Below are 23,804 nucleotides of genomic sequence, written 5' to 3' on the forward strand. Positions count from 1 at the left end.
CGCGCGGCCACCGGGCCGCGGAGAACTTCGATTCCCGCACCCTTGTGCCGCGCGAGCGGCGACGGGGGCGGTCCCGGGGGCGCCTCCTCCCGGGTGGCTCAGGAGGGGAGCCGACTGGGATGAGATGGGCGCTGGTCAAGGTGTCCCTGGCGGTCACGGCGATGGTCGTGATCGCCTTCGCGGTGCCTCTCGGGGTCGTCATCCAGGAGATGGCCAGGGACCGCGCGTTCTCCAATGCCGAGCGGCAGGCCGCCGCCATCGGGCCCACGCTCTCCATCACCACCGACCGCGACCAATTGGAGCGTGCCGTCGCCAGCACGCAGGCCGGCGCGGCCGGGCGGATGGCCCTGCACATCCCCGCGTCGGACGAGACCGACGGCCAGGCGCTGGAGATCGGCACCCGGCGGGCGGCCGTGCGGGACCTCGCCACCACCCAGGAGATGGGCCGTGCCTCCACCACCGAAGTCACCGGAGGCTCCGCACTTCTCCAGCCGACCGCGCTCAGCTCCGGCAAGATCGCGGTCGTCGAGGTGTTCGTGCCCGAGAACGAGGTCAGCAACGGTGTGACGACCGCCTGGCTGGTTCTCGCGGCGGTCGGTGCGGCACTCGTCGTCGGCTCGGTCGCGGTCGCCGACCGGCTCGGTGTGCGGATGGTGCAGCCCGCGCAGCGGCTCGCGGGCGCGGCGCAGGATCTGGGCGAGGGGAAGCTCGGTGCCCGGGTGCCGGAGGAAGGGCCCACCGAGCTGCGTTCCGCAGCGGCCGCGTTCAACTCCATGGCCGACCAGGTGGTCCAGCTGCTCGCCAACGAGCGCGAGCTGGCCGCGGATCTTTCGCACCGGCTGCGTACACCGCTGACCGTGCTGCGTCTCAACGCCGCATCGCTCGGTGACGGTCCGGCTGCGGACCAGACCCGGGCGGCCGTCGAGCAGCTGGAGCGTGAGGTCGACACGATCATCCGTACCGCCCGGGAGGCCAAGCCCCAGACGCAGGCCACCGGGCCGGGCGCGGGGTGCGACGTCTCCCGAATCGTGCGCGAGAGGATGGAGTTCTGGTCGGCACTCGCGGAGGACGAGGGGCGCAAGGTGCGGCTGGCGGGCGTCGACCGGCCGGTGCGCATCCCCGTCGCCCGGCCGGAACTGACCGCGGCGCTCGATGCACTGCTCGGCAACGTCTTCCGCCACACACCGGAGGGCACCGCCTTCTCGGTCGACGTGCACAACGGCGACGACGCGGTGATCGTGCTCGTCTCGGACGCGGGACCGGGCATCGCCGACCCGGAGGCTGCACTGGCGCGGGGCAACAGCGGGGGCAGGGAAGGATCGACGGGCCTCGGGCTCGACATCGTGCGCCGGGTCGCGGAGTCGACCGGCGGTGATGTGCGCATCGGGCACTCGGTGCTCGGCGGGACCGAGGTCCGGATCTGGATCGGCCTCGGCGGCTCCGTGGGCGGTCCCTCGCAGCGGCGGCTGGGCAGCCGGTCGGCCAGGCGCAGGCGCAGAGGTCCGAAGCAGCATTAATCGCCGCCGATGCCGTCCTTAAGCGCACCCTAAGAACCCCAACCGGGGCCCGGATCGCCGGAATTGCCCGTTCCTGTCTCGCTAGCGTGCTGCCGCACCACCCCCGGATTCCGCAAGACAGAGGCAGGCACACGATGGTCAGCAGCAGCACGCATCGGCGCAGGGCGAGCGGCAGGGCGAAGACGACCGGTGCCGTCGTGGCCGCCGCGGTCATCGGCGGCGCGGCATTCGCACTCACCGGTACGGCGCAGGCGGCCGCGGTCGGCGCCGCCTACACCAGGACCAGTTCCTGGGACGGCGGCTACACCGGCCAGTACCTCATCACGAACGAGACCGGCAAGGACAAGTCCGGCTGGGTCCTCGAATTCGACCTGCCCGCCGGAACGAGGATCGCCTCCCTCTGGAACGGGGAGCACACGGTCCAGGGGCAGCACATCACCGTGAAGCCCGCGAGCTGGAACAAGCGGCTGGCGCCCGGAGCGTCCGTCACGGTCGGCTTCGTGACCTCGGCGAGCGGCAGGGCGGGCGATCCCTCCGGCTGCCTCATCGACGAGGCGGACTGCTCGGTCGACGAGGGCGCGACGCCGCAGCCGAGCGGCCGCCCCACGGAACAGCCCCGGCCCACCCCCACGGCGAGCACCCCCACGACACCGCCCCGCCCCACCGGGACGCCCACACGGACGGTCACACCGACCCCGGTGCCGACCGCGACCGCCACCGCACCCACCGGTGGCGGGGCGAGGTTCGAGCCGTACATCGACACATCCCTCCACCCGGCCTACGACATGCTCGACACGGCCGCCAGGACCGGCGTGAAGGACTTCACCCTCGCCTTCGTCACCTCCGGCGGCGGCTGTGCCCCGCTCTGGGGCGGCGTCACCGGCCTCGAGGACGACAAGGTCGCGGCGCAGATATCCGCGCTGCGCGCCAAGGGCGGCGACGTCCGGGTCTCCTTCGGCGGCGCGGCCGGACACGAACTCGCCCTCAACTGCTCCTCGGCAGCCGAATTGGCGAAGGCGTACGGCAAGGTCATCGACCAGTACGAGCTCACCAAGGTCGACTTCGACATCGAGGGCGCGGCCCTTCCGGACACGGCGGCCAACACCCGCCGCTCCGGGGCCATCGCCCAGCTCCAGAAGCAGCACCCCGGCCTGGACGTCTCGTTCACCCTGCCCGTCATGCCCGAGGGCCTCACCCAGCCGGGCGTCGATCTGCTCGCCGACGCGAGGAAGAACGGCGTGAGGACCGATGCCGTCAACATCATGGCGATGGACTACGGGCCGGCCTACAGCGGGGACATGGGTACCTATGCGATCCAGGCCGCCACGGCGACGCAGGCGCAGATCAAGGGGGTGCTCGGGCTCTCGGACGCGGCCGCGTGGAAGGCCGTCGCCGTCACCCCGATGATCGGCGTCAACGACGTCACCACGGAGATCTTCAAGGTCGACGACGCGGCCCAGCTGGTCGACTTCGCCAGGTCGAAGGGGCTCGGCCGGCTCGCGATGTGGTCGTCGACCCGGGACAAGCAGTGCCCCGGCGGTGCCCAGAACTCGGCTGACGCGACCTGCAGTTCGATCCTCCAGGAGCCGCTGGCCTTCACGAAGGCGTTCGGCGCCTACAAGTAGCGTCCGCCCCCCGCCGCGTGCCCCGGCCGGCCCCATCCCCCACCCCCGGCCGGGGCACGCACAACTCGTCCGGCGTGACGAGCCGCGTGCGGACCCAGGATCGGGGACGGACCCGCGGGATCACGGATGCCGCCGGATCACGGACGGGCCCCGCCGGTGGCCGTCAGCAGTCGGGAAGCACCCCTGTCCTGGCCAGCTGTCCGTACCAGCGGGCACTGGACTTCGGGACACGTGCCTGGGTGTCGTAGTCCACGTACACCGCGCCGAAGCGCTTGCCGTAGCCGTACGCCCACTCGAAGTTGTCCATCAGTGACCAGAGGAAGTAGCCGCGGACGTCCGCCCCGTCGCTGATCGCCCGGTGCACGGCGGACAGGTGGCCGTGCAGATAGCCGATCCGCTCGGGGTCGTGGACGCTGCCGTCCGCCGCGGGCTTGTCGGCGTACGCCGCGCCGTTCTCGGTGATCACCAGCGGCAGGCCCGGCGCCTCATGCGTGTAGCGCATCAGCAGATCGTGCAGTCCGGACGGATCCACCGGCCAGCCCATTTCGGTGACTTCGCCCGGCGACCGGTGGAAGTCGACCGAGTCCGCACCGGGCCAGGGGGAGTGCCGGCTCGCGCCGTGGCCGTCGTTCCGCTCGGCCCGGCCGTCACCGCCGTTCGCGGCCGATACGACCGTGGGTGCGTAGTAGTTGATCCCGAGCGAGTCCAGGGGGTGCCGGATGGCGGCCGTGTCGTCACCGTGGACGAAGGACCAGTCGGTGAGGTGTGCCGTGTCCGCGAGGAGATCGCCGGGGTACGAGCCGTGGAGCATCGGACCGGTGAAGATCCTGTTGGCCAGGGCGTCGATCCTGCGCTGCGCATCGAGGTCCACCTCCGACGGCGTACGCGCCCTGACCGCACTGGGGTTGAGGCTCACGGACAGCTGAGCGCGGGCGGGAAGCGCGGTGCGCAGCGCCTGGACGGCCAGGCCATGGGCCAGGTTGAGATGGTGCGCAGCGCGCAGCGCGGCCACCGGATCGGTTCGGCCGGGGGCGTGGACACCGGAGCCGTATCCGAGAAAGGCGCTGCACCAGGGTTCGTTGAGGGTGGTCCACCGCTCCACCCGGTCGCCCAGTGCATCGGCGACGACATGCGCGTAGTCGGCGAAGCGGCCTGCGGTGTCCCGCTCCGGCCAGCCTCCGGCGGTCTCCAGCTCCTGCGGCAGGTCCCAGTGGTAGAGCGTCAGTACGGGAGTGATGCCGTGCTCCAGCAGATCGTCGACGAGCGCCCGGTAGAAGTCGAGGCCGCGCTGGACGGCGGGGCCGCGGCCGGTCGGCTGGACCCGGGGCCAGGAGACCGAGAACCGGTACGCGTTGACACCGAGGTCCGCCATGAGCGCGACGTCGTCGGCGCGGCGGTGGAAGTGGTCGACGGCGACGTCGCCGGTGTCCCCGTTCTCCACCCTGCCGGGCGTATGACTGAAGGTGTCCCAGATCGACGGCGTACGGCCGCCTTCCCTCACGGCACCCTCGATCTGGTACGCGGCGGTGGCGGTGCCCCACAGGAACCCGGGCGGAAAGCTGACGGACATGGAGGAGCTCCCAACGTGTGTGCAGAAGGAGGAATCGATCGGACGCCGGCCGTCAGCCCTTGACCGCGCCGTGCATGATGCCGCCGACGATCTGCCTACCGAAGATCACGAAGGCGATCAGCAGCGGGAGCGTGCCCAGCAGCGCGCCTGCCATGATCACCGACTGGTCGGGGATGTAGCCGCGGCCCAGACCGGTCAGCGCCACCTGCACGGTGGGGCTGCCGTTCTGGGTCAGCGCGATGATCGGCCAGAAGAAGTCGTTCCAGGCCATCACGAAGGTGAGCATGCCGAGGACGGCCATCGCGGGCCGCGCGGCCGGGAAGACCACATGCCACACCATGCGCAGGCTGCTCGCGCCGTCCACCCGGGCCGCCTCGATCAGTTCGGACGGCAGCGCCTGGGTCAGGTACTGCCGCATGAAGAAGACGCCGAAGGCACAGACGAGGGCGGGGAGAACGACGGACTGCAGCCGGTCGGTCCAGGACAGCTCGGCGATCAGCATGTACAGCGGAACGACGCCGAGCTGGGGCGGCACCATCATCGTGCCGATCACCAGCAGCAGGAGCAGGTTCTTGAAGCGGAAGCGGAGTTTGGCGAAGGCGAACCCCGCGAGTGTGGAGAAGAGGACCGTCCCCGCCGCCACCGTCCCCGCGACGACCGTCGTGTTGAGCAGCGCCGTGCCCATGTTGGCATCGGTCCAGGCGATCTCCAGATTCCTGAGCAGATTGCCGCCGAACCAGAAGGGCGGGGGAGTCTGGGCGAGCCGGCCGCTGGTGCGGGAGGCGGCGACGGCCGTCCACACCAGGGGGAAGAGCGACCCCGCGGTGAACACGATCAGCACGGCATGGGTGAGACGCCCGCCGTGCAGCTGCCGGCCGGCCCCGCGGCCCGCCCCCTGTTTCGTCGTCAGCACATCAGCCCCCTAGGCGCTCGTGCGGAGCCGGCGGGCGAGCAGCCAGTTCGCCGCGCCGATCACCAGCAGGATCAGGAACATCGTCCAGGCGATCGCCGAGGCCCGGCCGAGATGGAGGTTCACCCAGCCCTGCTCGTACAGATAGAGCCCGAGTGTCTGGAACTGGTGGTCCGCGCCGCCCGTCGCGCCCGCGCTTCCGTTGAACAGCAGTGGCTCGCCGAACAGTTGGGTCGCGCCGATCGTCGACACGACACAGGTGAAGAGGATCGTCGGCCGCAGCGAGGGGACGGTGACATGCACGAACTGCTGCCACCGCGAAGCCCCGTCCAGGGCCGCCGATTCGTAGAGGTCGTGGGGGATGGCCTGCATCGCCGCCAGATAGATCAGTGCGTTGTAGCCGGTCCAGCGCCAGATCACGATCGTCGAGACCGCGATCTGCGAGGTCCACGTACCGTTCTGCCAGTCGACCGGGTCGATCCCGACCAGGCCGAGCGCCCAGTTGATCATCCCGTAGTCACGCCCGAAGAGCAGCACGAAGACGAGCGTCGCCGCGGCCACCGATGTGGCGTACGGGGTGAGCGCCGCGACCCGGAAGAACATCGAGCCGCGCAGCCGGTAGTTGAGCAGATGCGCGATGCCGAGGGCGATCAGCAGTTGGGGCACGGTCGAGAGCAGCCCGATGGTGACGGTGTTCTGCAGTGCGTTCCAGAAGAACTCGTCCTCCAGCAGGCGGGAGTAGTTGCGCAGTCCCACCCACTCCATGTCGTTCGGCGCCGTCAGTTCCACCCGGTGCAGCGAGGCCCAGCCGGTGTAGAGCAGCGGGAAGAGGCCGAAGGCCGCGAAGAACACGAAGAACGGTGCGATGAACGCGTACGGGCTCCAGCGCACATCACGTCTGTGCCGGCGGCTGCGCCGCGCGCGACGCCGTTCGGCCGCCGCGGTGTCCTTGGCCGGGGCCGCCGGGGCCGCGCCCTCCTTCCCCTGGGAGAGCGCGGGGGCGGTGCCGTCACTGGCCGTACCGGCCGGCGGTCCGTGGCCGGTCATCCGTCCCGTGCCCGTCACTGGTCCAGCGCGTTGTCGATGGCCTTCACCGCGGCTTCCCAGCCTTCCTTCGGGGACTTGCCCTTCTGGTCGACCTGGAGCATCCCGATGTCCGCCATGTTCTGGGCGATGACCAGGTCCTTCGGGCCGACGATGGTCACCGGGACGCCCTGGGCGGCAGTCGAGAAGATCTGGCCGATCGGGGCGCCTCCGAAGTACTCGAGCTTGGCTCCCGACACTGCCGGCAGCGCATACGCGGCGGAGGCGCTGGGGAAGCTCCCGCGCTTCTCGAAGAGCTTCGCCTGCTGCTCGGGTGCGGTGAGCCAGGCCGCGAGCTTCGCCGCCTCGGTCTTGTTCTTCCCGGCCTCGGGCACGATCAGGAACGAGCCGCCCCAGTTGCTCGGTCTCGGAGCAGGGGCCACGTCCCACTTGTCCTTGCCGGCCGCACCCGCCTTGTCCTGGATGTAGCCGAGCATCCAGGCGGGACAGGAGACCGTGGCGAAGGTGCCGTTGGCGTACCCCTGGTCCCAGGCGGGGGTGAACTGCTGGAGCCTGCCGGTCAGTCCCTCGGTGGCGAACGAGGCGGCTGTGTCCCAGGCCTCCTTCACCGCGGGGTTGGTCTTGTAGATGATCTTGCCGTCCTCGTCGTAGAACCGCTTGGCGTTGCTGCCGGTGATCGCGGCCATCACGCCGGACGCGGAGTCCACGAAGGCGGTGCCGCCCGGTGCCTTCGCCTTGTACTGCTTTCCTGCCGCCAGGTACTTGCCCCAGTCGCCCGCCCAGAGCTTGCCGACGGCCTCCCGGTCGGTCGGCAGCCCGGCCTTGGCGAACAGGTCCTTGCGGTAGCAGATGCCCTGCGGGCCGATGTCGGTGCCGAGACCGATCGTCTTTCCGTCCTTGGTCGTGGCCTGCGCCCACTTCCAGGGCAGGAAGCTCTCCTTGCCGACGCCCTCCGCCCTGCCCAGGTCGACGAGCTTGTCCGCCTGTGTCGAGGTGATCTCCGCGATGTTGTTGACCTCGACGGCCTGGATGTCGGCGAGGCCGCTGCCGCTGCCGAGATGGGTGAGCAGCTGGGGGTAGTAGTTCTCGTTGCGCTCGATCGAGGTCTGCTCGATGACGACGTCCTTGTGCAGCTTCATGTATTCGTCGTAGAGCCCGGCCTCCTTCAGGCCGAAGGCGCCGAAGACGCCCACCGTGATCGTGGTCCTGCCTCTGCCGTCGCCCCCGCCCTTCGAGCTGTCGGCGGCGGGTGCGTCGCTGTCCTCGGCACAGCCGGCCAGCAGCCCGGCGCCGAGCGCGGCGACGGCCGCGAGGATTACGGTCCTGCGCATTGCGTCCTCCTTGTGCCCTGACGTGCCGACCCCCGGGCCAACTGTCGTACTGCGCGCGTTCGTTGGAGCAAGCGGCTCGGGTGGGGAACGTGCGGGTCCTGAATGGGTGAGGTACGATGGGAGCGCTCCCATGTGTGATGTGTTGAAGGGTCGCGGCTCCCTGTGGGGGTGTCAAGGCACTCGACGCGTTATGTTCTCGGCCAGCGGATTACGGGAGGCGGACATGGTCGATCGCCGGAAGGCCGGCGTCCGCAGGGGCACTGCCGGTGCCCCTGCCGGAGGCAGGAGCGGACGCAGACCGACCCTCGAGGAGGTCGCTGCCCGCGCCGGAGTGGGCCGCGGCACGGTCTCCCGGGTGATCAACGGCTCGCCCCGGGTGAGCGACGAGACCCGTGCCGTGGTCGAGGCCGCGGTCGCCGAGCTCGGCTACGTGCCCAATCGCGCAGCCCGTGCGCTCGCGGCCAACCGCACCGATGCCATCGCTCTCGTCGTGCCCGAGCCCGAGGCGAGGTTCTTCGCCGAACCCTACTTCTCCGACATCGTCAGGGGCGTCGGCGCCGCTCTCGCAGACACCGACATGCAGTTGCTGCTGACCTTCGCCGGCTCGGACCGTGAGCGCCGCAGGCTCGCCCAGTATCTGGCCGCGGACCGTGTGGACGGCGTGCTGCTGGTCTCCGTGCACGCCGACGATCCCTTGCCCGATCTGCTGGAGCAGCTCACGATCCCGGCCGTCATCAGCGGCCGCCGCTCGGCGGACGAGCCGCTGGCCGCAGTCGACTCCGACAACACCGAAGGCGCACGTGCGGCTGTCGGCCACCTTGCGTCCCGCGGCCGCCGCACCATCGCGACGATCACCGGCCGGCTCGATGTGTACGGAGCCAGATGCCGTCTCGACGGCTATCGGGAAGCGCTCGCCGAGGCCGGTCTGGCGCCCGACGAACAGCTGATCGCACCCGCGGACTTCACCGAGGAGGGCGGCAGCCGTGCCATGCGGGCCCTCCTGGAACGCCGCCCGGGCCTGGACGCCGTCTTCGCCGCCTCCGACGTCATGGCAGCGGGTGCCCGGCAGGCCCTGCGCGAGGCGGGCCGTCGCATCCCCGACGACGTGGCCCTGGTCGGCTTCGACGACTCGGCCGTGGCCCGTCACATGGACCCGGCTCTCACCAGCGTCCGTCAGCCGATCGAGGAGATGGGCCGGACGATGGCGGCCCTCCTCCTGCAGCAGATCGCCGCGCCCACGGCGGTGGAGCGGCCCCAACTGGTGCTGCCCACCGAGCTCGTGGTCCGCGACTCGTCATGATCGGGCGCGGAGCCTCGGGGCCGCGAGCCCGGGACGGGCGTCATGGCGAGGCCCCGGTGCACTACACATTCCCGGGCCCGCGGCGCGCCCCGGGCCGGCCCGTGCAGTTGCCCTATTGGTTTGCTGTGGGCGAGCCCGGTCGGATAGGAAGCTTGCATGCTAAGGGGCAGCAAGGTCGGGCTCAGGGCCCGGCACGACGACGACATCCCGATCCTGCAGGCTGAGCTCTACGACGATGTGGTCAACGCCTCGCGGGCCGAAGGCCGGCCGTGGCGGCCGATCACGCCCGGCTCGAAGGACTCGCCGCTCGTGGTGGACGACAAGGAGCAGGGGCACGTCCCGTTTTCCGTGGTGGAGCTGGACGGCGGCACGCTGGTCGGCACCGCGTCGCTGTGGGGCATCGACAACCACCACCGGTCCGCGCACATCGGGCTGGGGCTGCTGGCGTCCTCCCGCGGCAAGGGCTACGGCACCGACGTGGTCGCGGTGCTGTGTCACTACGGTTTCGTCGTGCGCGGCCTGCAGCGGCTGCAGATCGAGACGCTGTCGGACAACGCCGCGATGCTGCGCTCCGCCGAGCGCAACGGCTTCGTCCGCGAGGGCGTGCTGCGCTCCTCGGCCTGGGTGATGGGCGAGTTCCTCGACGAGGTGCTGCTCGGGCTCCTCGTCCAGGACTGGAAGCCGGACTCGAAGGTTTAGGGCCTGTCCGGCGGATCGTGGGACTGGTCCGGGGCCGGGGTCGTCGCGCCCGTCGTGGGACGAGGAGATCCGACGAACGACGCGTGGGCCCGGCCGTAGCCGCATTTGCCCAAGGCGGGCCGGCGGTGCGGGCGTTGGAAGAACCACCGCAGGACGGTCGACGGGATCCAGTTCCGGGAGACCCTGCGGGCCGTCCATGCGGACGCCGACGGGCAGGCCGCATCGACCGGTCCATGGCGAGCGTGGATTCCACCTCCTGTCGCGCCCACCGACACGCCGCCGTAGCGCGCAGGAAGCGCCGCGGGTGCCGGAAAACACACGTCCCGATCACCTCGGCGGCGACAAGGCGTACCGCCGCCGTGATCCGGCTCCGGCTTCGTCGATGACCGCCGGAACAGAACCTGGCGGTGAGGCGCTCCAAAAACCACTGGAGCAGCGCCGCTGTGCGCCATTACCGTGCTGCCGAACCAAGTCGTCTGGGCAAGGACGTGCCGTTGTACACCCTGTGAGACCTCCCGAGTGCTGAATCGTCGCGCGTCGCGCATGTGCGCCGCGCTCCTTTTTGCTGCGGATTTCTCACTGGAACCGGTGTACTTCTGTGCTCGAAAACTGGGTGGTCGTGCCCACCTGCCTGCCTCTCGTTCTCCGCCGTTGCCACACGTGCGCGTCCGAGCGCTTCCGGACGAGCGGTAAATTTCGCGTCAACGCCAACCACAAACTCATCGACGCCTGGCTCCTCGCGCTCTGCACCGCTTGCGGGGAAACTGCAAAGCTCACGTTCCTGGAGCGGAAGAACGTGCGCTCCGTACGACCTGAGCTGCTCGACCGGCTGCATGACAACGATCCTGACCTGGCAGCTGAGCTGCTCCAGGATCCTGTCGTGCGGCGCCGTAATCGCATCGCCCTCGACTGGGGCAACGCCTGGCGCCTCGACACCGGCGGATCGGATCAGCCGGACCGCGAAGTGCTCGACGTCTCGGTCCGCTTTGCGGCGCGGATCCCAGTGCGGCCGGTGCGACTGATCGCTGAAGGTTGCGGTCTTTCGCGGGCCGAGGTCGAGAGACTGATCATGGAGGGGAATCTCGTTTCGGCGGTCCGGCTGAGCGGCAAGCTCTCCGGCGACTTCACCTTCATGCTCAAGCGCTGAACCCTCCCCGTCACAGGGCCCGTCCGGCGGATCCGCCGGACGGGCCCTGGTGACGAAACTCCCGGGCGCAGGTAGCGCGCCGCATTCCAGCCGCACCGGCGCGGGGGCATGACCGGGGCCCGGTCCGAAAACCCCCCGGTGCCCGGTACCAAATATGGCTTCTGGCAGGTGAAGTGAGCACATCTCGCCTTCAGTTCGCCTTCAGTTCGGCATATCGACACCCAGAAGCCCGGTTGCTAGGTTGATCGTGATCAACGAAAACGGCTGAACTGGCAGACAGGGTGATGCACTTGAGTGGAACTTCCCAAAGCGGTAGAGGGAATGCCGTAAGCCGCCGCACGCTCCTCCGGACCGGCACGGGGATAGCCGCCGCCGCCGCGAGCGGCGGTTTCTCCTTATTGACGGCTGAAACGGCGCACGCGGACGTCGCCCCGTCGCAGTACTTCGTACTCAAGGGGGGTGGCGGTGATCCTGTCGTACGGAAAACGCTCCACCAGCCCTACTGGGCGATGCAGTCCTTCGCCTTCGACCACGTGCACGGGCACATCTACTTCGTGCAGAGCAAGGTCGGGAGCAATAACGGCGACCTCTGGGTGACCAGGACCGACCTGAGCGGCAACGTACTGGGCGCCATGGCGCTCCACGGGTTCGACCACGGCTCTTCGATGGGGATCCAGCCGGTTACGTCCGGATCTCCGTTCATCTGGCTCGCGGGCGACTGGCGGAGCCTGGAGCCCGATGAGGCCCCCAACAGCCACACGATCTGCCGCATCAGGTACAAGGACGGGGCTCTGATCGACTACCCCACCAGCTCCGGCGTCGCGAAATTCGAGATCGGTCTCTCCGATTTCCGGGACTGTCCGAGACCGTCGATCGATCCCTACACGAACCGGTTGCTCGTCCGGTACATGGGGACGACGAGTCCGTGGCGCCTCGCCCTGTTCGACCTCTCCGATGTCATCGCCCGAGGCATCAACGACGACACTCGCCCGCTCGCCAAGCGCGCCCTGCCGACCAACGCCCAACTCGGTCTCAGCGACTCCGACAAATTCCAGGGCGTGACCTCGTACGGCCAGTACGCATACCTGTCCTACGGTGGACCGCCCGTGAAGCCCTCGGATCCGGCCAGGCCGTCCTATCTGGTTCGTCTCGATATGAACCAGACCGGGGGGCAGTACAACGAGAAGTTCGCGACGACCGCGGGCAACTCGCTGCCTGGTCGCGAACCTCAGGGAATGGCGATCTGGCGGTCGCCCAGCGGCCCGCGGCTCGCATTCGGCTTCTCCAGCAAGATCGCCGTCAGTCCTGACGAGTTCCAGTCGACCGTCTTCTACAAGAGCGACCTCGCCGGGTAAGCAGCGCTGCGGCCCGGCCGTCTCTGCGTCATCGCGCGGGGAGGGCCGGGCTTCTTCGTGTTCGTTCCGCTCCGTACGAGCGCTTCGGCGGGCGCCGAGCGTGGCGAGGTCGGCGAGGTTGCCGCCGCTGCCGCAGCCCAGGTCGAGAACCACCGAGCCGCGGCTGACGTCGAGGATCTCGGCGCCCGGGCCGTGGTCGGGGTACTGCGTCCAGTTGAACGAGGAGCCGTGCGCTGGACCTCACCAACGGGGTCGCGTCCGTCCGGCCCCGCCGCAGGTTGGATCCCGTGCTCGCGCGCTTGACGGAATATCGAGGCGTCGCCGAAGTCGACGACGCCCTGGACAAGGCGGTTTTGTGATCTATGCGCTCTCGCGCTGAGTGTTCTCGGATACCCAGCGCAGGCATGCTTCCGCGCCCGCGACGATCGGCACTGCCGCTACCTCCGGGTTGTCCCACGGGTGATTCTTGAGGAGATGGGCCTCAAGGTCTGGGTACCTCTCGGCGCGGGTCTTCAGTAGTAGCTGCCATTCCTCGCCGGTGCCGAACTCGCCGAGGTGCCAGAACACTGACGTGACGGGCCCGATGATCTGGGCTCCTGCCGCGAGTCGCTCCTTCACCACCGATTGCGCCAGCGCGATGGCCTGCTCCCGGGTCGGTGTCGCTGTCGACACCTGCACGAAGTCAGTCATGGGCGGGAGCCTAATGACGGAAACCCCTGGGGGCGCAGCTAGCGCACTGCATTCCAGCCGCGCCGGGAGCAGATGGCGACAGCACAGAAGCCCCCTGCCCGGCCCGATGGCGAGACAGGAGGCGTCGTTCAGCGGACGGCGATCGTGTACAGGCTCGCGCCGAGCCCTGCCAAGCCGGTCAGTGCGGCCGTCGCAGGCAGCGGCCACCGGTTCTTCTCCAGCGCGGTCACGCGCTGCTCCAGCTCTTCGATGTCCTTCTCGGGTCTGCGTGGTCCGCTGCAAGCGGTGTCCAGGCGGCGGCCTTCGAGCTTGGCGAAACCGGTCTCGACCGAGCCGCGTAGCCGCTCGCGCTCGATGGCCACCGTGGTGGACCCGGAGGGTGTCACTGGGAGTCTCCGGGCACCAGCCGACCGTGCGCGGGCGTTCTTCCGGGGGCGTATGCCGTGGCGGAGACCACAGGCGGGTTCCGGCGGCAGCTGACCCCCACGGGACCTCGTGGTTTCGGGCATGAAGAAGGCCCGGCCTGCTTTCGCAGGCCGGGCCCTTATCAGGGTGAGTGACGGGACTCGAACCAGTTTTGTTACCTATATTTGACCTGCGGCGATGCCGAAAAGCAGGCCAAATCGGAACTGTTCGACGCGAGTGGATGTCGCTGTCGCGATCACCTGAGGGGCAGTACCCATACGTGTGCATCGGCGGAGGCTGGGATGGCACACACAGAAGCCCCGGCCGGCCGACGGGGGACGGCCGGGCCGGGGCGGTCTGGGGCTAGCGCTGCGGCACGATGAACGCGCGTTTCAGCCGCGGTTCGGGATCCCGAGAGTCGGGCTGCTGCGCCCGCTTCCATGCGGCCACCAGCTCCGCGTACCGGGGGTCGATCCATTCGGACATGAACGTCTCCCTTCCGTGCCGCAGCCTACGGTCAGCCCTTGGGCTTGGGCTTCGGGATCGTCACGATCGGACCAGAGTCATCCGAGTGCTGGCACGACGCGGCCACTGAGACGAGCTCGTCATCCGGGCCGCGCCACAGGTCCCGGTCCACCTCGTAGCCGAGGGCCTCGATCGCAGCGATCGTGCGCGCGGTGCCCTCGTCGGTATGGCGGGACGGGTCGGGCCGCTCGGGTGCGTGGTGGATGAAACCGCCGAGGCGCGTGCACAGGTCGTCGTAGAGGCGGGTGTGGAGGATCAGGGCGTGCCAGCCCTCATCCACCACCCGCGACGGCGCCAGGCCCCGCCCGGGGTTGACTGCTGCTGCGGCGACGAACCCGAGGGCGTCGACCACGATGCGGACGGCGAGCTCGGGCTCCATGCCGGGATTGTTGTCGAGCACCGTGGCGCGGACGTCGTTGAACTGCGCGTCGGAAAGTAACGCGCGTGGGGTCTGGGTCATGGGAGTCCTCCCGTTTCGGTGGATGGGTGGTGCCTCGCCCGCTGCCAGAGCCGCCGCAACGACAGCGGGCGGGGAGTCTCAGCGGCGCAGTTGCGGCGGGCACGCGACGTGGAAGTACACGACGCAGCCAGGGCCTGAGGCGGAGTGGATGTCTCGCCGCTCGTACTGCTCGTCGCGGCGGATGCCTTCATGGCACTTTGCGCAGATCACGGCCGACCGCCCTTCGGGCAGGTACGGCAGGCGCGGGGGTACCAGCGGACGCGCATGTCGAGGAGTCGGAACGTGTGCTCGCCGGGAATGGCCACCGCCGTCTGGGCGGTGAGGACGATGCCGCAGTGCACGCAGTCCTGGCCGCGTTGCTGCCGCTGCGACAGCGTCCCGATCGGGGGGAGATCCGAAGGGGCAGGGGCTGCCGGTCTCTGCAGATTGGCGTTCACGGAGTGGGCCCCTTCTACTACGCTGAGTTGCTCCTCGTCACTGACTACGACGGTAGGAAAGATGACCTTCCCGAAGTAGTGACTGCGGGTACGGGTACCGGCCGGGACTGACGGGCCAAGAGGAACTCCATGGACAGCAACAGGCGATCCACCCTGACTGACGACCAGGGAACCGCCCCGCGCAGCCGCGGCGGCATAGTGTCGGGGTACGTTCTCAGGCTGATTCGAGAGCAGCTTGGGCACACGCAAGAGACGCTCGCCGAGCACTTGCGCGTCGCGTCCGACACCCTCGCTGGGTGGGAGTCCGGCCGCCGGCCCCTCACCTCGGTGCCTGTGGGCCAGATGCTCGTGCATCGCCATCGTCTTCTCCAGCTTGGCGCCGCGCCGGCGCTTCTCCTGGCCCTCGAACGAGCTATGGAGGCAGACGTGTTGCTCTCAAGCGCGCTCGACGACAACCTGCCGACGGACCGTGATCCGATCGGCGCATGGGTGATGCAGCGCAACCTCGTCGAGGTCCTCTCCTGGCCACTCAACGGAGTGCCGCCCGCCCCCCTGCGGAACCTGCCAGCATCGCCGCGCCCCCGACGTGGCCCTGTGCCCAAGGGCCCCGAGCTCCCCGCCGACGACCGCCGTCGGTTCTTCGCACGCATGCGAAGAACCGCCGAAACCGCCCGCGGTGCCGACCGCTTCCTACTCCGGCGCCAGGCCCTCTACCTGGCTGGGTACGACTCCGCGACGGACACAGCCGAATGGCTGGCCCACCAGCAGCGCACCGAGCGGCCGGACGACTGGCTTACCAGGTGGCTCAACGCCCGCTCCGTGGCTGCTGTCGCGGCCCGCCAGGGCGACCGGGATCGGATGAACCACTTCATCGCCAAGACGCTCGAGGACGACGACGCCAGCGAGGCGGCGAACCTCAACTACTGGGCGTACTGGATTGGCGAGGCGCCTCATGTACAACTCTCGGACGAGTTCATCGCGACAGAGGACCCGAGCAACTGGCCCGGTCACAAACTGATGGGACACCTGGTGCACGGCCTCACACCCGAGCACGGGTTCTTCGACCTCAACGTCCACACCCTGTGGGCGCTGATCGCGTCTCGACCCAGCCTCGTACGCCCCAGCGATACCGGCCGAGCTTTACGCGAACGGCTGCCCGTGATGTTGGATAACCATGGGCTTCCGGCGCGGGCTCGCCGTGAGCTTGAGAGCATCCGATACGCGATCCGCCTGTCCGAGGCGTGAGAGGAGACGAGCGGTGGCCGACGACCTGTCTGCGGTAGCGCAGTTCCTGTACGAGGCGGGCACGCTGAAGAACACGCGCCGCACGGGATGGTGGATGGCGGGGGTGCGTGACCCCGAGAGCGTCGCCGAGCACGCCTGGCGAACCTCGCTGATCGCCTCGATCATCGCCAAGCTGGAAGGCGCCGACCCCGCCCGTGCAGCATTCCTCGCCGTGTGGCACGACTCGCAGGAGACGCGCACCGGCGACGTGAACTATCTCGGAAAGAAGTACTCGACTGAGGCAGACCCGCAGGCAGTGACCGCGGACCAGGTGGCGGGCATGCCCGAGGCCTTGGCTACGACTGTGCGGGAGCTGGTGGCAGAGTACGAGGCGAAGGAATCGCCCGAGGCGATCTGCGCCCGGGATGCCGACAAGCTTGAGTGCATGCTCCAGGGCATCGAGTACAAGGCGCAGGGCTACGAGAGCGCCCAGCGCTGGATTGACAACAGCCGGGGCCGCATCGTCACAGGAACGGGTCAGCGCCTGGCGGAAGCGCTTTTGGGCCAGGGGCCGTTGGACTGGCTGCGCGCTGTTCTCGGAGAGAAGGCCTAACCCCTGGACAGCACGAATGCGCCCCCTGCCCGGCCCGATGGCGAGACAGGGGGCGTCGTTCAGCGGACGGCGATCGTGTACAGGCTCGCGCCGAGCCCTGCCAAGCCGGTCAGTGCGGCCGTCGCAGGCAGCGGCCACCGGTTCTTCTCCAGCGCGGTCACGCGCTGCTCCAGCTCTTCGATGTCCTTCTCGGGTCTGCGTGGTCCGCTGCAAGCGGTGTCCAGGCGGCGGCCTTCGAGCTTGGCGAAACCGGTCTCGACCGAGCCGCGTAGCCGCTCGCGCTCGATGGCCACCGTGGTGGACCCGGAGGGTGTCACTGGGAGTCTCCGGGCACCAGCCGACCGTGCGCGGGCGTTCTTCCGGGGGCGTATGCCGTGGCGGAGACCACAGGCGGGTTCCGGCGGCAGCTGACCCCCACGGGACCTCGTGGTTTCGGGCATGAAGAAGGCCCGGCCTGCTTTCACAGGCCGGGCCCTTATCAGGGTGAGTGACGGGACTCGAACCCGCGGCATCCTGGACCACAACCAGGTGCTCTACCAGCTGAGCTACACCCACCACGACCGGTCGCTTTTCCGACCGGCCGAGAAAAAGTGTACAGGGTCCTGGAGGGTGCTCGCGCCCATGTTTACGTCCCCCTGTCGCGGGACCCGTGCACGGGCCGTCCTGGCTACTGCGCAGGCAGGACGTGACGCGCCGCGATGGACTTCGCGGTGTCGGAGTCGGGGCCGGGCTGCGGGACGAAGATCGCCTCGCGGTAGTAGCGCAGCTCGGCGATGGATTCACGGATGTCGGCAAGGGCCCGGTGGTTGCCGTTCTTCTCCGGACTGTTGAAGTACGTCCTCGGGTACCAGCGGCGGGCCAGTTCCTTGACCGAGGAGACATCGACGATCCGGTAGTGGAGGTACTCCTCCACCTTCGGCATGTCACGGAGGAGGAAACCGCGGTCGGTGCCGACCGAGTTTCCGCACAGCGGGGCCTTGCCCGGTTCCTTGACGTGCTCCCGTACGTATGCCAGGACCTGGTCCTCGGCGTCGGTGAGGGTCGTACCGGCCGCGAGCTCGTCGAGGAGACCCGACGCGGTGTGCATCTGGCGCACCACGTCGGGCATCGTCCTGAGCGCCGCGTCCGGCGGGCGGATCACGATGTCCACCCCTTCACCGAGCACGTTCAGTTCCGAGTCGGTGACCAGCGCGGCCACCTCGATGAGTGCGTCGTCGGCCAGCGAGAGCCCGGTCATCTCGCAGTCGATCCACACCATGCGATCGTTCATGCGTCCTACCTTAGGCCGACCGGCGATCGCAGTGCGGCGTCGCGTGCCGATGGCTCCCGCCGCTCGGCCGCGACCCCTCGAAAATATGGGTGGGGCCCCACGGCTCAGCCGTGGGGCCCCACCCGTACCCTGTCCGACCACCGGTCCGCCTAAGGCGCACTCCGCTGGCCCGGGACCGTCGTACGCCCGGGGGCGTACGCATCGGAGTGCGGCTTGCCGGACTCGTGCGGCAGCGCGGAGGCAGCCGCCGGCCCGTGACCGGACGGGGCCGTCGCCGCGGCCGGCCGCCTCGCCTGTGGCACCGACGCCTGCGCCGGCACCATCGGGTCCATCGCCGCCGCGCCGCCCCCGGAGTCGCCCTGCGGGCGCCTGGCTCGATAGGCGGCCCGGTACGCCGCGGGCGAGGAGCCCAGCTGGCGCCGGAAGTGCCCGCGCAGCGCCACTGGCGAACGGAAGCCGCAGCGGCCCGCGACCTCGTCGACCGAGTAGTCGGAGGTCTCCAGCAGCCGCTGCGCCTGCAGTACCCGCTGAGTGATCAGCCACTGCAGGGGAGCGCTCCCGGTGAGCGAGCGGAACCTGCGGTCGAAGGTCCGCCTGCTCATGTACGCGCGTGCCGCCAGGGTCTCCACGTCGAACTGCTCGTGGAGATGCTCCAGCGCCCAGGCCACGACCTCGGCGAGCGGGTCGGAGCCGATTTCCTCCGGTAAAGACCTGTCCAGATAGCGCTCCTGACCGCCGCTGCGCCGTGGCGGCACGACCAGCCGGCGGGCCAGTGCCCCCGCGGCCTCCGTGCCGTGATCCGTCCGCACGATGTGCAGACAGAGATCGATTCCAGCCGCGGTCCCCGCCGATGTGAGCACGTCACCGTCGTCGACGAAGAGCTCGCGCGGGTCGACGTGGACCGACGGATAGCGCTTGGCGAGCGTCGGTGCGTACATCCAGTGCGTGGTCGCCGGACGGCCGTCCAGCAGCCCCGCAGCAGCAAGGACGAACGCTCCGGTGCACAGCCCGACGATCCGCGCCCCCTCCTCGTGGGCGCGGCGCAGCGCGTCGAGCGCCTCCGGCGGCGGCGGTGATGTGATGGACCGCCAGGCCGGTACCACGACGGTGCCCGCTCTGCCGATCGCCTCCAGCCCGTACGGTGCGGTGAGTTCGAGTCCCCCTGTGGTCCGCAGGGGTCCTTCCTCACCGGCGCACACCAGCAACCGGTAGCGGGGAACTCCGGCGTCCTGGCGGTCGATTCCGAACACCGAGAGCGGGATGGAGCTCTCGAAAATGGGGCCACCGCTGAACAGCAGCACCGCTACGACCTCCCGGCGGCGGCGCCCGGACAGTTTCCGTGCGGCCTCCGGCGTGGCCGAGTCCTGACTCATGACGCTAAGCCCCCCTCAGTGTTCGCGTCTCCCCGTTCGTGTCGGGCATGTCGCTCCTGCACGTTTCCCCTCGGTTTTGCACGAGTCCCCAGCCTGCGATACCCATGATCGAATCTACTGCGTCCCGTGGCGCCGGCGTGACAAGTTCTGAATCCGGCACATTGTCGACAAGGGCACTTGGCGCGAAGCATTCGATCACGAAGCGTTCCACTCGCGGGCCGCGCAGGGAAGTGCGCCTGGCATGCATGGCCCGTCCCCGTAGGGTGCGAAAGACGGTACTGGTCCTTTCTTCCCTGGTGACAGGGGGGTTGACAGGCCATTGGGGCAAGAGTCGGCCGTAGGCGTGAAGTTGGCTGAAAACATTCGGTTGCGAAGGGGCCAATTCGTCGGTCTCACGGCGTATTTCATACGCGCCGGCGTCCGCCCCCGTGCGCCCCCGGCTCGAACGCGGCCCGAAGGGAAGTTCGAACGGGCGGTGTGGCAGCCCCTCCAGGGCCCAGGACCGGTGCCCGGTGCGTGTCGGTCACGGCCGGGCACGAGCGGTCGCGTCCCCCATGAGGCCGGTGCGGGGCGGGTCCCGCGGCCGGGTCCGTCCCCGCGGAACGGTGAGCGGCCGGACGGCGTGCGCCGTGACCGGCCGGGGCCGTTGTCCGGACGGTGATGGGTCGTCGTCTCCCGGCGATCTCCCGATTCGGCCCCGGGGGCGCCCCCGGGGCCGGGCTCCGATCGGTCCCGGCATCGTCCCGGGTGTCGTCATGACGCGGAGTCGGGACGGTCGGCGGCACTGGTCCAGGTGCCTTCCCGTGGGCGTGGCGCGGCCCGGGTCGCCGACAGGGATCGGAGCCCCCCGGGCGCCGTTGCCGGGACACCCGACGGGCCAGGCCCGCGGCCGCCCGGGCCGAAGGCTGTATGAGACAGGCGCCATTGCCATACGGAGCGTGCTCGTGCATGCTCCCTGGGACGCCGTGCGTAGGGCTGTCGGCTCTGGGCAGGGGAGGAGTGTCGCCGTACCCTTGGGGGTATGGGGTTGGGAAGATGATTCCCGGACACAGCTCCGCCGCCAACCGTCGCCCTCTCATGAGGATCTAAACGCCGAGACACCGATGGCCGGTCACGAATTCTCCGAACCCGCAGACCGCAAGCAGGTCGCCGACCCCCTGTCGGATCTGCAAGCGGCGGAAGAGTCACGCCATTCCTGCGACCCCGCGTTCCGGCACGGAGTTGTCGTGGGCTTCGACGGATCGACCTCCAGCGAGCGGGCGCTCGCGTACGCGATCGGCATGGCGAGGCGCTCCGGTTCCGGCCTGATCATCGTGCATGTCGCCAACCGCCTCCCCACGACCGTGTGGGCGGGCTGTGAGCCGCCGGTCTTCGTGGACGTCCCGGACCACCGCACCGAGGTGCTCGGGCTGGAGCTCGCCTGCGCCGACTACCTCTCCGAGGTCCCCTGGATCCTGGTGGAGCGTGGCGGCGACATTTGTCATGAGCTTGAGGAAGTCGGCCGGGAGTACTCGGCGGACGCGATCGTCGTCGGCTCCACGCACGGCCTCGTGGGGCGTATTTTCGGCTCGGTCGCCGGGCGGCTGGCCAAGCGCGCTCAGCGGCCCGTCATCGTCATCCCCTGACCCGCGGTCCGCGGACGGCATCCCCTGTCCGCCCAGGTCGGGCGCACATCATGATTCCTTGACGACCGTCAAATCTACTCGCCCGTACAGGTGGATTGTGCGCTTGTGAAGGGTAGATAAGGGTGGCTGGGAAGCAGCACCTAAGCGCGCATGAAGGGAGCCCGCCGTGGACAACGAAGTCTCCGCGGGAAGCGCCACATCATCCACTCTCGGCCATCTCGCACTGGGACTGACCCTGCTGGCCTTCGGTGTCGGCAACACCGGTGTGATCGACAATGTCGCGGCGTCCGACGCCGCATCACTCGCGACCTGGGTGGGCGGGGTCGCACTGTTCATCGTCGGGTTGCTCGAGTTCCGGGCGGGCAACGGCGGCACGGGCACGGCCTTCGCGGGCCTCGGCGCCTTCTGGTTCACCTGGGGCACCGGTGCCGGTTCCCAGGTCTCGGCGGAGGCCGCGGGCCTCTTTTTGCTGCTGTTCGCGCTGCTGGCGCTCACTCTCACCGCGGCTTCCGCGGGCAGTGGAGTCTTCGGACAGGGCGTCTACGGGCTGCTGTTCATCTCGATGCTGCTGCTCGGCATCGCCGCGTTCGCGGACAACGACGGCCTTGCGAAGGCCGGCGGCTGGGTCGGCGCGGTCGCGGGCCTCGCGGCCTGGTACGGCGCCACGGCGGCGCTCGCCCACTGGCCCACCTTCACCGGGCGCGCTGCCGGCCGGGGGGTGACGGCCACCGGCTGAGCGGCCAGGGGCCGGCGCGAGGGCGGCGTCGGCCGACGAAAAGAGCGATCCCCCCTGCGTACCGGTGGCGTACGCAGGGGGGATCGCCGTGGTGTGCCGGGGGCTACTCCACCGTCACCGACTTCGCGAGGTTGCGCGGCTTGTCGATGTCCCGGCCGAGGGCCAGGGCCGTGTGGTAGGCGAGGAGCTGGAGCGGGATGCCCATGAGGATCGGGTCGAGCTCGTCCTCGTTCTTCGGCACGATCACCGTGTGGTCGGCCTTCTCCTGCTCCTGGTGCGCGACCGCGAGGATCTTGCCGCTACGGGCCTTGATCTCCTCGAGCGCGGCGCGGTTCTTCTCCAGCAGCTCGTCGTCCGGGACGATCGCGACCGTCGGAAGCGCGGGCTCGATGAGCGCCAGGGGGCCGTGCTTGAGCTCGGAGGCGGGGTAGGCCTCGGCGTGGATGTACGAGATCTCCTTGAGCTTCAGGGAGGCCTCGAGCGCCACCGGGTAGCCGCGGACCCGTCCGATGAACATCATCGACTTGGCCTCGGCGTACTCCTCCGCCAGCTTCTTGATCTCGTCCTCCGTCTCGAGGATCTCGGAGATCTGGGCGGGCAGCCTGCGCAGGCCCTCGATGATCCGCTTGCCGTCGGCCACCGACAGGTCGCGGATACGGCCCAGGTGCAGCGCGAGCAGTGCGAAGGCGACCACGGTGTTGGTGAAGCACTTCGTCGAGACCACGCAGACCTCGGGGCCGGCGTGCACATAGACGCCGCCGTCCGTCTCGCGGGCGATCGCGGAGCCGACCACGTTCACCACGCCCAGGACGCGCGCGCCCTTGCGCTTGAGCTCCTGGACGGCGGCGAGCACGTCGTAGGTCTCACCGGACTGGGAGACGGCGATGTAGAGGGTGTCCGGGTCCACGACCGGGTTGCGGTAGCGGAACTCGGAGGCGGGCTCGGAGTCCGCGGGGATCCGGGCCAGGGACTCGATCAGCCCGGCGCCGATCATGCCCGCGTGGTACGAGGTGCCGCAGCCGAGGATCTTGACCCGGCGGATGCCGCGCGCCTCGCGGGCGTCCAGGTTCAGGCCGCCCAGGTGCACGGTGGAGAACCGGTCGTCGATGCGGCCGCGCAGCACGCGGTCCACGGCGTCGGCCTGCTCGGAGATCTCCTTGTGCATGTACGTGTCGTGGCCGCCCATGTCGTACGAGGCGGCCTCCCACTCGACGGTCTCGGGGGTGGCGGTGGTGCGCGAGCCCTCGGTCGTGTACGTGCGGAAGTCGTCGGCCTTCAGGGTGGCCATCTCGCCGTCGTTCAGGGTGACGACCTGACGGGTGTGGGCCACCAGCGCGGCGACGTCGGAGGCGACGAACATCTCCTTCTCGCCGATGCCGAGGACGACAGGGGAGCCGTTGCGGGCGACGACGATGCGGTCGTTGAAGTCGGCGTGCATGACGGCGATGCCGTACGTGCCCTCCACGTGGCGCAGGGCCTCGCGGACCTTCTCCTCGAGGGTCTCGGCCTGGGAGCGGGCGATGAGGTGGGTGAGCACCTCGGTGTCGGTCTCGGAGGCGAAGACGACGCCGTCGGCCTCGAGCCTGACCCGCAGCTCGGACGCGTTGTCGACGATGCCGTTGTGGACCACGGCGACCTTGTTCTCGGCGTCGAGGTGCGGGTGCGCGTTGTGGTCGCTCGGCGCGCCGTGGGTGGCCCAGCGGGTGTGTGCGATACCGGTGGTTCCGGCGAAGCGCTTGGGGACCCGGGCCTCCAGGTCGCGGACGCGGCCCTTGGCCTTGACCATCTTCAGCCCCGCGCTCTTGGGGCTGGTGATCACCATGCCCGCGGAGTCGTAGCCGCGGTACTCCAGCCGTGCCAGACCCTCCAGCAGCAGCGGTGCGACGTCACGCTTGCCGATGTAACCGACGATTCCGCACATAGACTCTTTGCCCCTCCAGGTTCGTGG

The 23,804-nt window shown here is 69.4% G+C and carries 23 protein-coding genes, 1 tRNA gene and 2 pseudogenes; 11 read left to right on the forward strand and 15 right to left on the reverse strand.

What is annotated here, in order from left to right; all coding sequences use genetic code 11:
• The first annotated feature begins 119 nt into the window (after positions 1–119).
• Positions 120–1,517: a sensor histidine kinase gene (locus AC068D_RS20285; RefSeq protein ID WP_478824388.1), complete on the forward strand. Its 1,398-nt coding sequence runs from the start codon at positions 120–122 to the stop codon at positions 1,515–1,517.
• Between the two features lie 134 nt (positions 1,518–1,651).
• The gene (locus AC068D_RS20290) at positions 1,652–3,142 is read left to right on the forward strand and encodes a glycoside hydrolase family 18 protein (protein ID WP_478824389.1); all 1,491 of its coding nucleotides are present in this window, start codon (positions 1,652–1,654) and stop codon (positions 3,140–3,142) included.
• A gap of 163 nt (positions 3,143–3,305) precedes the next feature.
• Here the strand turns inward: AC068D_RS20290 and AC068D_RS20295 are convergent, their stop codons facing one another.
• Genes AC068D_RS20295 through AC068D_RS20310 form a run of 4 tightly spaced genes read right to left on the reverse strand, consistent with a single transcriptional unit; the run spans position 3,306 to position 7,997 of the window.
• Positions 3,306–4,712, reverse strand: coding sequence for a GH1 family beta-glucosidase (locus tag AC068D_RS20295; RefSeq protein WP_478824390.1), 1,407 nt, complete (start codon positions 4,710–4,712; stop codon positions 3,306–3,308).
• A 52-nt stretch (positions 4,713–4,764) separates the two neighbouring features.
• Positions 4,765–5,622 (reverse strand): carbohydrate ABC transporter permease, encoded by an 858-nt coding sequence (locus AC068D_RS20300; protein ID WP_478824516.1) that lies wholly within the window; start codon positions 5,620–5,622, stop codon positions 4,765–4,767.
• A 12-nt stretch (positions 5,623–5,634) separates the two neighbouring features.
• Positions 5,635–6,669, reverse strand: coding sequence for a carbohydrate ABC transporter permease (locus AC068D_RS20305; protein ID WP_478824517.1), 1,035 nt, complete (start codon positions 6,667–6,669; stop codon positions 5,635–5,637).
• A gap of 14 nt (positions 6,670–6,683) precedes the next feature.
• Positions 6,684–7,997, reverse strand: coding sequence for an ABC transporter substrate-binding protein (locus AC068D_RS20310; RefSeq protein WP_478824391.1), 1,314 nt, complete (start codon positions 7,995–7,997; stop codon positions 6,684–6,686).
• A gap of 223 nt (positions 7,998–8,220) precedes the next feature.
• Here AC068D_RS20310 and AC068D_RS20315 point away from each other — a divergent pair, with 223 nt between their 5' ends.
• From AC068D_RS20315 to AC068D_RS20335, 5 genes and pseudogenes are all read left to right on the forward strand, one after another.
• Positions 8,221–9,297, forward strand: a complete 1,077-nt coding sequence (locus tag AC068D_RS20315) for a LacI family DNA-binding transcriptional regulator (RefSeq protein ID WP_478824392.1) — start codon at positions 8,221–8,223, stop codon at positions 9,295–9,297.
• Between the two features lie 156 nt (positions 9,298–9,453).
• Positions 9,454–9,996, forward strand: a complete 543-nt coding sequence (locus AC068D_RS20320) for a GNAT family N-acetyltransferase (protein ID WP_478824393.1) — start codon at positions 9,454–9,456, stop codon at positions 9,994–9,996.
• A 189-nt stretch (positions 9,997–10,185) separates the two neighbouring features.
• A pseudogene (locus tag AC068D_RS20325) lies at positions 10,186–10,316 on the forward strand (IS5/IS1182 family transposase); the annotation flags it as partial.
• Positions 10,317–10,594: 278 nt separating this feature from the next.
• Positions 10,595–11,143, forward strand: coding sequence for a DUF1062 domain-containing protein (locus tag AC068D_RS20330; protein WP_478824518.1), 549 nt, complete (start codon positions 10,595–10,597; stop codon positions 11,141–11,143).
• 398 nt (positions 11,144–11,541) lie between these two features.
• Complete coding sequence (locus AC068D_RS20335) at positions 11,542–12,498, forward strand: phage baseplate protein (protein WP_478824394.1); 957 nt, start codon at positions 11,542–11,544, stop codon at positions 12,496–12,498.
• 87 nt (positions 12,499–12,585) lie between these two features.
• Here the strand turns inward: AC068D_RS20335 and AC068D_RS20340 are convergent.
• From AC068D_RS20340 to AC068D_RS20365, 6 genes and pseudogenes are all read right to left on the reverse strand, one after another.
• Positions 12,586–12,717 (reverse strand): annotated as a pseudogene (locus AC068D_RS20340) (class I SAM-dependent methyltransferase); the annotation flags it as partial.
• Positions 12,718–12,858: 141 nt separating this feature from the next.
• Complete coding sequence (gene cutA / locus AC068D_RS20345) at positions 12,859–13,188, reverse strand: divalent-cation tolerance protein CutA (RefSeq protein ID WP_478824395.1); 330 nt, start codon at positions 13,186–13,188, stop codon at positions 12,859–12,861.
• A 128-nt stretch (positions 13,189–13,316) separates the two neighbouring features.
• A complete protein-coding gene (locus AC068D_RS20350; RefSeq protein ID WP_478824396.1) occupies positions 13,317–13,574 on the reverse strand; it encodes a hypothetical protein in 258 nt (85 codons plus the stop codon).
• 382 nt (positions 13,575–13,956) lie between these two features.
• The gene (locus tag AC068D_RS20355; RefSeq protein ID WP_478824397.1) at positions 13,957–14,079 is read right to left on the reverse strand and encodes a hypothetical protein; all 123 of its coding nucleotides are present in this window, start codon (positions 14,077–14,079) and stop codon (positions 13,957–13,959) included.
• Between the two features lie 31 nt (positions 14,080–14,110).
• Complete coding sequence (locus AC068D_RS20360; protein ID WP_478824398.1) at positions 14,111–14,578, reverse strand: glycine-rich domain-containing protein; 468 nt, start codon at positions 14,576–14,578, stop codon at positions 14,111–14,113.
• A 206-nt stretch (positions 14,579–14,784) separates the two neighbouring features.
• Positions 14,785–15,015, reverse strand: coding sequence for a hypothetical protein (locus tag AC068D_RS20365; RefSeq protein WP_478824399.1), 231 nt, complete (start codon positions 15,013–15,015; stop codon positions 14,785–14,787).
• A 129-nt stretch (positions 15,016–15,144) separates the two neighbouring features.
• Between AC068D_RS20365 and AC068D_RS20370 the strand changes: the two genes are divergently transcribed.
• Complete coding sequence (locus tag AC068D_RS20370; RefSeq protein WP_478824400.1) at positions 15,145–16,260, forward strand: helix-turn-helix domain-containing protein; 1,116 nt, start codon at positions 15,145–15,147, stop codon at positions 16,258–16,260.
• Between the two features lie 13 nt (positions 16,261–16,273).
• Positions 16,274–16,852: an HD domain-containing protein gene (locus AC068D_RS20375; RefSeq protein ID WP_478824401.1), complete on the forward strand. Its 579-nt coding sequence runs from the start codon at positions 16,274–16,276 to the stop codon at positions 16,850–16,852.
• Between the two features lie 59 nt (positions 16,853–16,911).
• Here AC068D_RS20375 and AC068D_RS20380 read toward each other — a convergent pair whose 3' ends face one another.
• The 4 genes from AC068D_RS20380 to AC068D_RS20395 form a co-directional block, all read right to left on the reverse strand.
• Positions 16,912–17,169 carry a hypothetical protein gene (locus tag AC068D_RS20380; RefSeq protein WP_478824396.1) on the reverse strand — a complete coding sequence of 86 codons (258 nt, stop codon included), beginning with the start codon at positions 17,167–17,169 and terminating at the stop codon, positions 16,912–16,914.
• 165 nt (positions 17,170–17,334) lie between these two features.
• Positions 17,335–17,407 (reverse strand) — tRNA-His (locus tag AC068D_RS20385).
• Between the two features lie 112 nt (positions 17,408–17,519).
• Positions 17,520–18,122, reverse strand: a complete 603-nt coding sequence (gene orn / locus AC068D_RS20390) for an oligoribonuclease (protein WP_478824402.1) — start codon at positions 18,120–18,122, stop codon at positions 17,520–17,522.
• A gap of 149 nt (positions 18,123–18,271) precedes the next feature.
• Positions 18,272–19,495 carry a helix-turn-helix domain-containing protein gene (locus AC068D_RS20395; RefSeq protein WP_478824403.1) on the reverse strand — a complete coding sequence of 408 codons (1,224 nt, stop codon included), beginning with the start codon at positions 19,493–19,495 and terminating at the stop codon, positions 18,272–18,274.
• Between the two features lie 1,103 nt (positions 19,496–20,598).
• On the opposite strand from AC068D_RS20395, the gene AC068D_RS20400 reads away from it, so the two are divergent.
• Positions 20,599–21,120: a universal stress protein gene (locus AC068D_RS20400; RefSeq protein WP_478824404.1), complete on the forward strand. Its 522-nt coding sequence runs from the start codon at positions 20,599–20,601 to the stop codon at positions 21,118–21,120.
• A gap of 166 nt (positions 21,121–21,286) precedes the next feature.
• The gene (locus tag AC068D_RS20405; RefSeq protein ID WP_478824405.1) at positions 21,287–21,856 is read left to right on the forward strand and encodes a GPR1/FUN34/YaaH family transporter; all 570 of its coding nucleotides are present in this window, start codon (positions 21,287–21,289) and stop codon (positions 21,854–21,856) included.
• Between the two features lie 103 nt (positions 21,857–21,959).
• On the opposite strand, the gene glmS is transcribed toward AC068D_RS20405, so the two are convergent.
• Positions 21,960–23,777, reverse strand: coding sequence for a glutamine--fructose-6-phosphate transaminase (isomerizing) (gene glmS, locus AC068D_RS20410; protein WP_478824406.1), 1,818 nt, complete (start codon positions 23,775–23,777; stop codon positions 21,960–21,962).
• Positions 23,778–23,804 lie beyond the last annotated feature (27 nt).

This window comes from Streptomyces sp. NPDC043861 (genome assembly GCF_056435905.1).

Bases quoted from the DNA above. Each gene is read 5' to 3' on its own strand.
- AC068D_RS20355 (WP_478824397.1), bottom strand. From the start codon at position 14,079: ATGTCCGAATGGATCGACCCCCGGTACGCGGAGCTGGTGGCCGCATGG.
- AC068D_RS20290 (WP_478824389.1), top strand. From the start codon at position 1,652: ATGGTCAGCAGCAGCACGCATCGGCGCAGGGCGAGCGGCAGGGCGAAG.
- AC068D_RS20370 (WP_478824400.1), top strand. From the start codon at position 15,145: ATGGACAGCAACAGGCGATCCACCCTGACTGACGACCAGGGAACCGCC.
- AC068D_RS20305 (WP_478824517.1), bottom strand. From the start codon at position 6,669: ATGACCGGCCACGGACCGCCGGCCGGTACGGCCAGTGACGGCACCGCC.
- cutA (WP_478824395.1), bottom strand. From the start codon at position 13,188: ATGACTGACTTCGTGCAGGTGTCGACAGCGACACCGACCCGGGAGCAG.
- AC068D_RS20310 (WP_478824391.1), bottom strand. From the start codon at position 7,997: ATGCGCAGGACCGTAATCCTCGCGGCCGTCGCCGCGCTCGGCGCCGGG.
- glmS (WP_478824406.1), bottom strand. From the start codon at position 23,777: ATGTGCGGAATCGTCGGTTACATCGGCAAGCGTGACGTCGCACCGCTG.
- AC068D_RS20315 (WP_478824392.1), top strand. From the start codon at position 8,221: ATGGTCGATCGCCGGAAGGCCGGCGTCCGCAGGGGCACTGCCGGTGCC.
- AC068D_RS20360 (WP_478824398.1), bottom strand. From the start codon at position 14,578: ATGACCCAGACCCCACGCGCGTTACTTTCCGACGCGCAGTTCAACGAC.
- AC068D_RS20400 (WP_478824404.1), top strand. From the start codon at position 20,599: ATGGCCGGTCACGAATTCTCCGAACCCGCAGACCGCAAGCAGGTCGCC.
- AC068D_RS20295 (WP_478824390.1), bottom strand. From the start codon at position 4,712: ATGTCCGTCAGCTTTCCGCCCGGGTTCCTGTGGGGCACCGCCACCGCC.
- orn (WP_478824402.1), bottom strand. From the start codon at position 18,122: ATGAACGATCGCATGGTGTGGATCGACTGCGAGATGACCGGGCTCTCG.
- AC068D_RS20395 (WP_478824403.1), bottom strand. From the start codon at position 19,495: ATGAGTCAGGACTCGGCCACGCCGGAGGCCGCACGGAAACTGTCCGGG.
- AC068D_RS20285 (WP_478824388.1), top strand. From the start codon at position 120: ATGAGATGGGCGCTGGTCAAGGTGTCCCTGGCGGTCACGGCGATGGTC.
- AC068D_RS20320 (WP_478824393.1), top strand. From the start codon at position 9,454: ATGCTAAGGGGCAGCAAGGTCGGGCTCAGGGCCCGGCACGACGACGAC.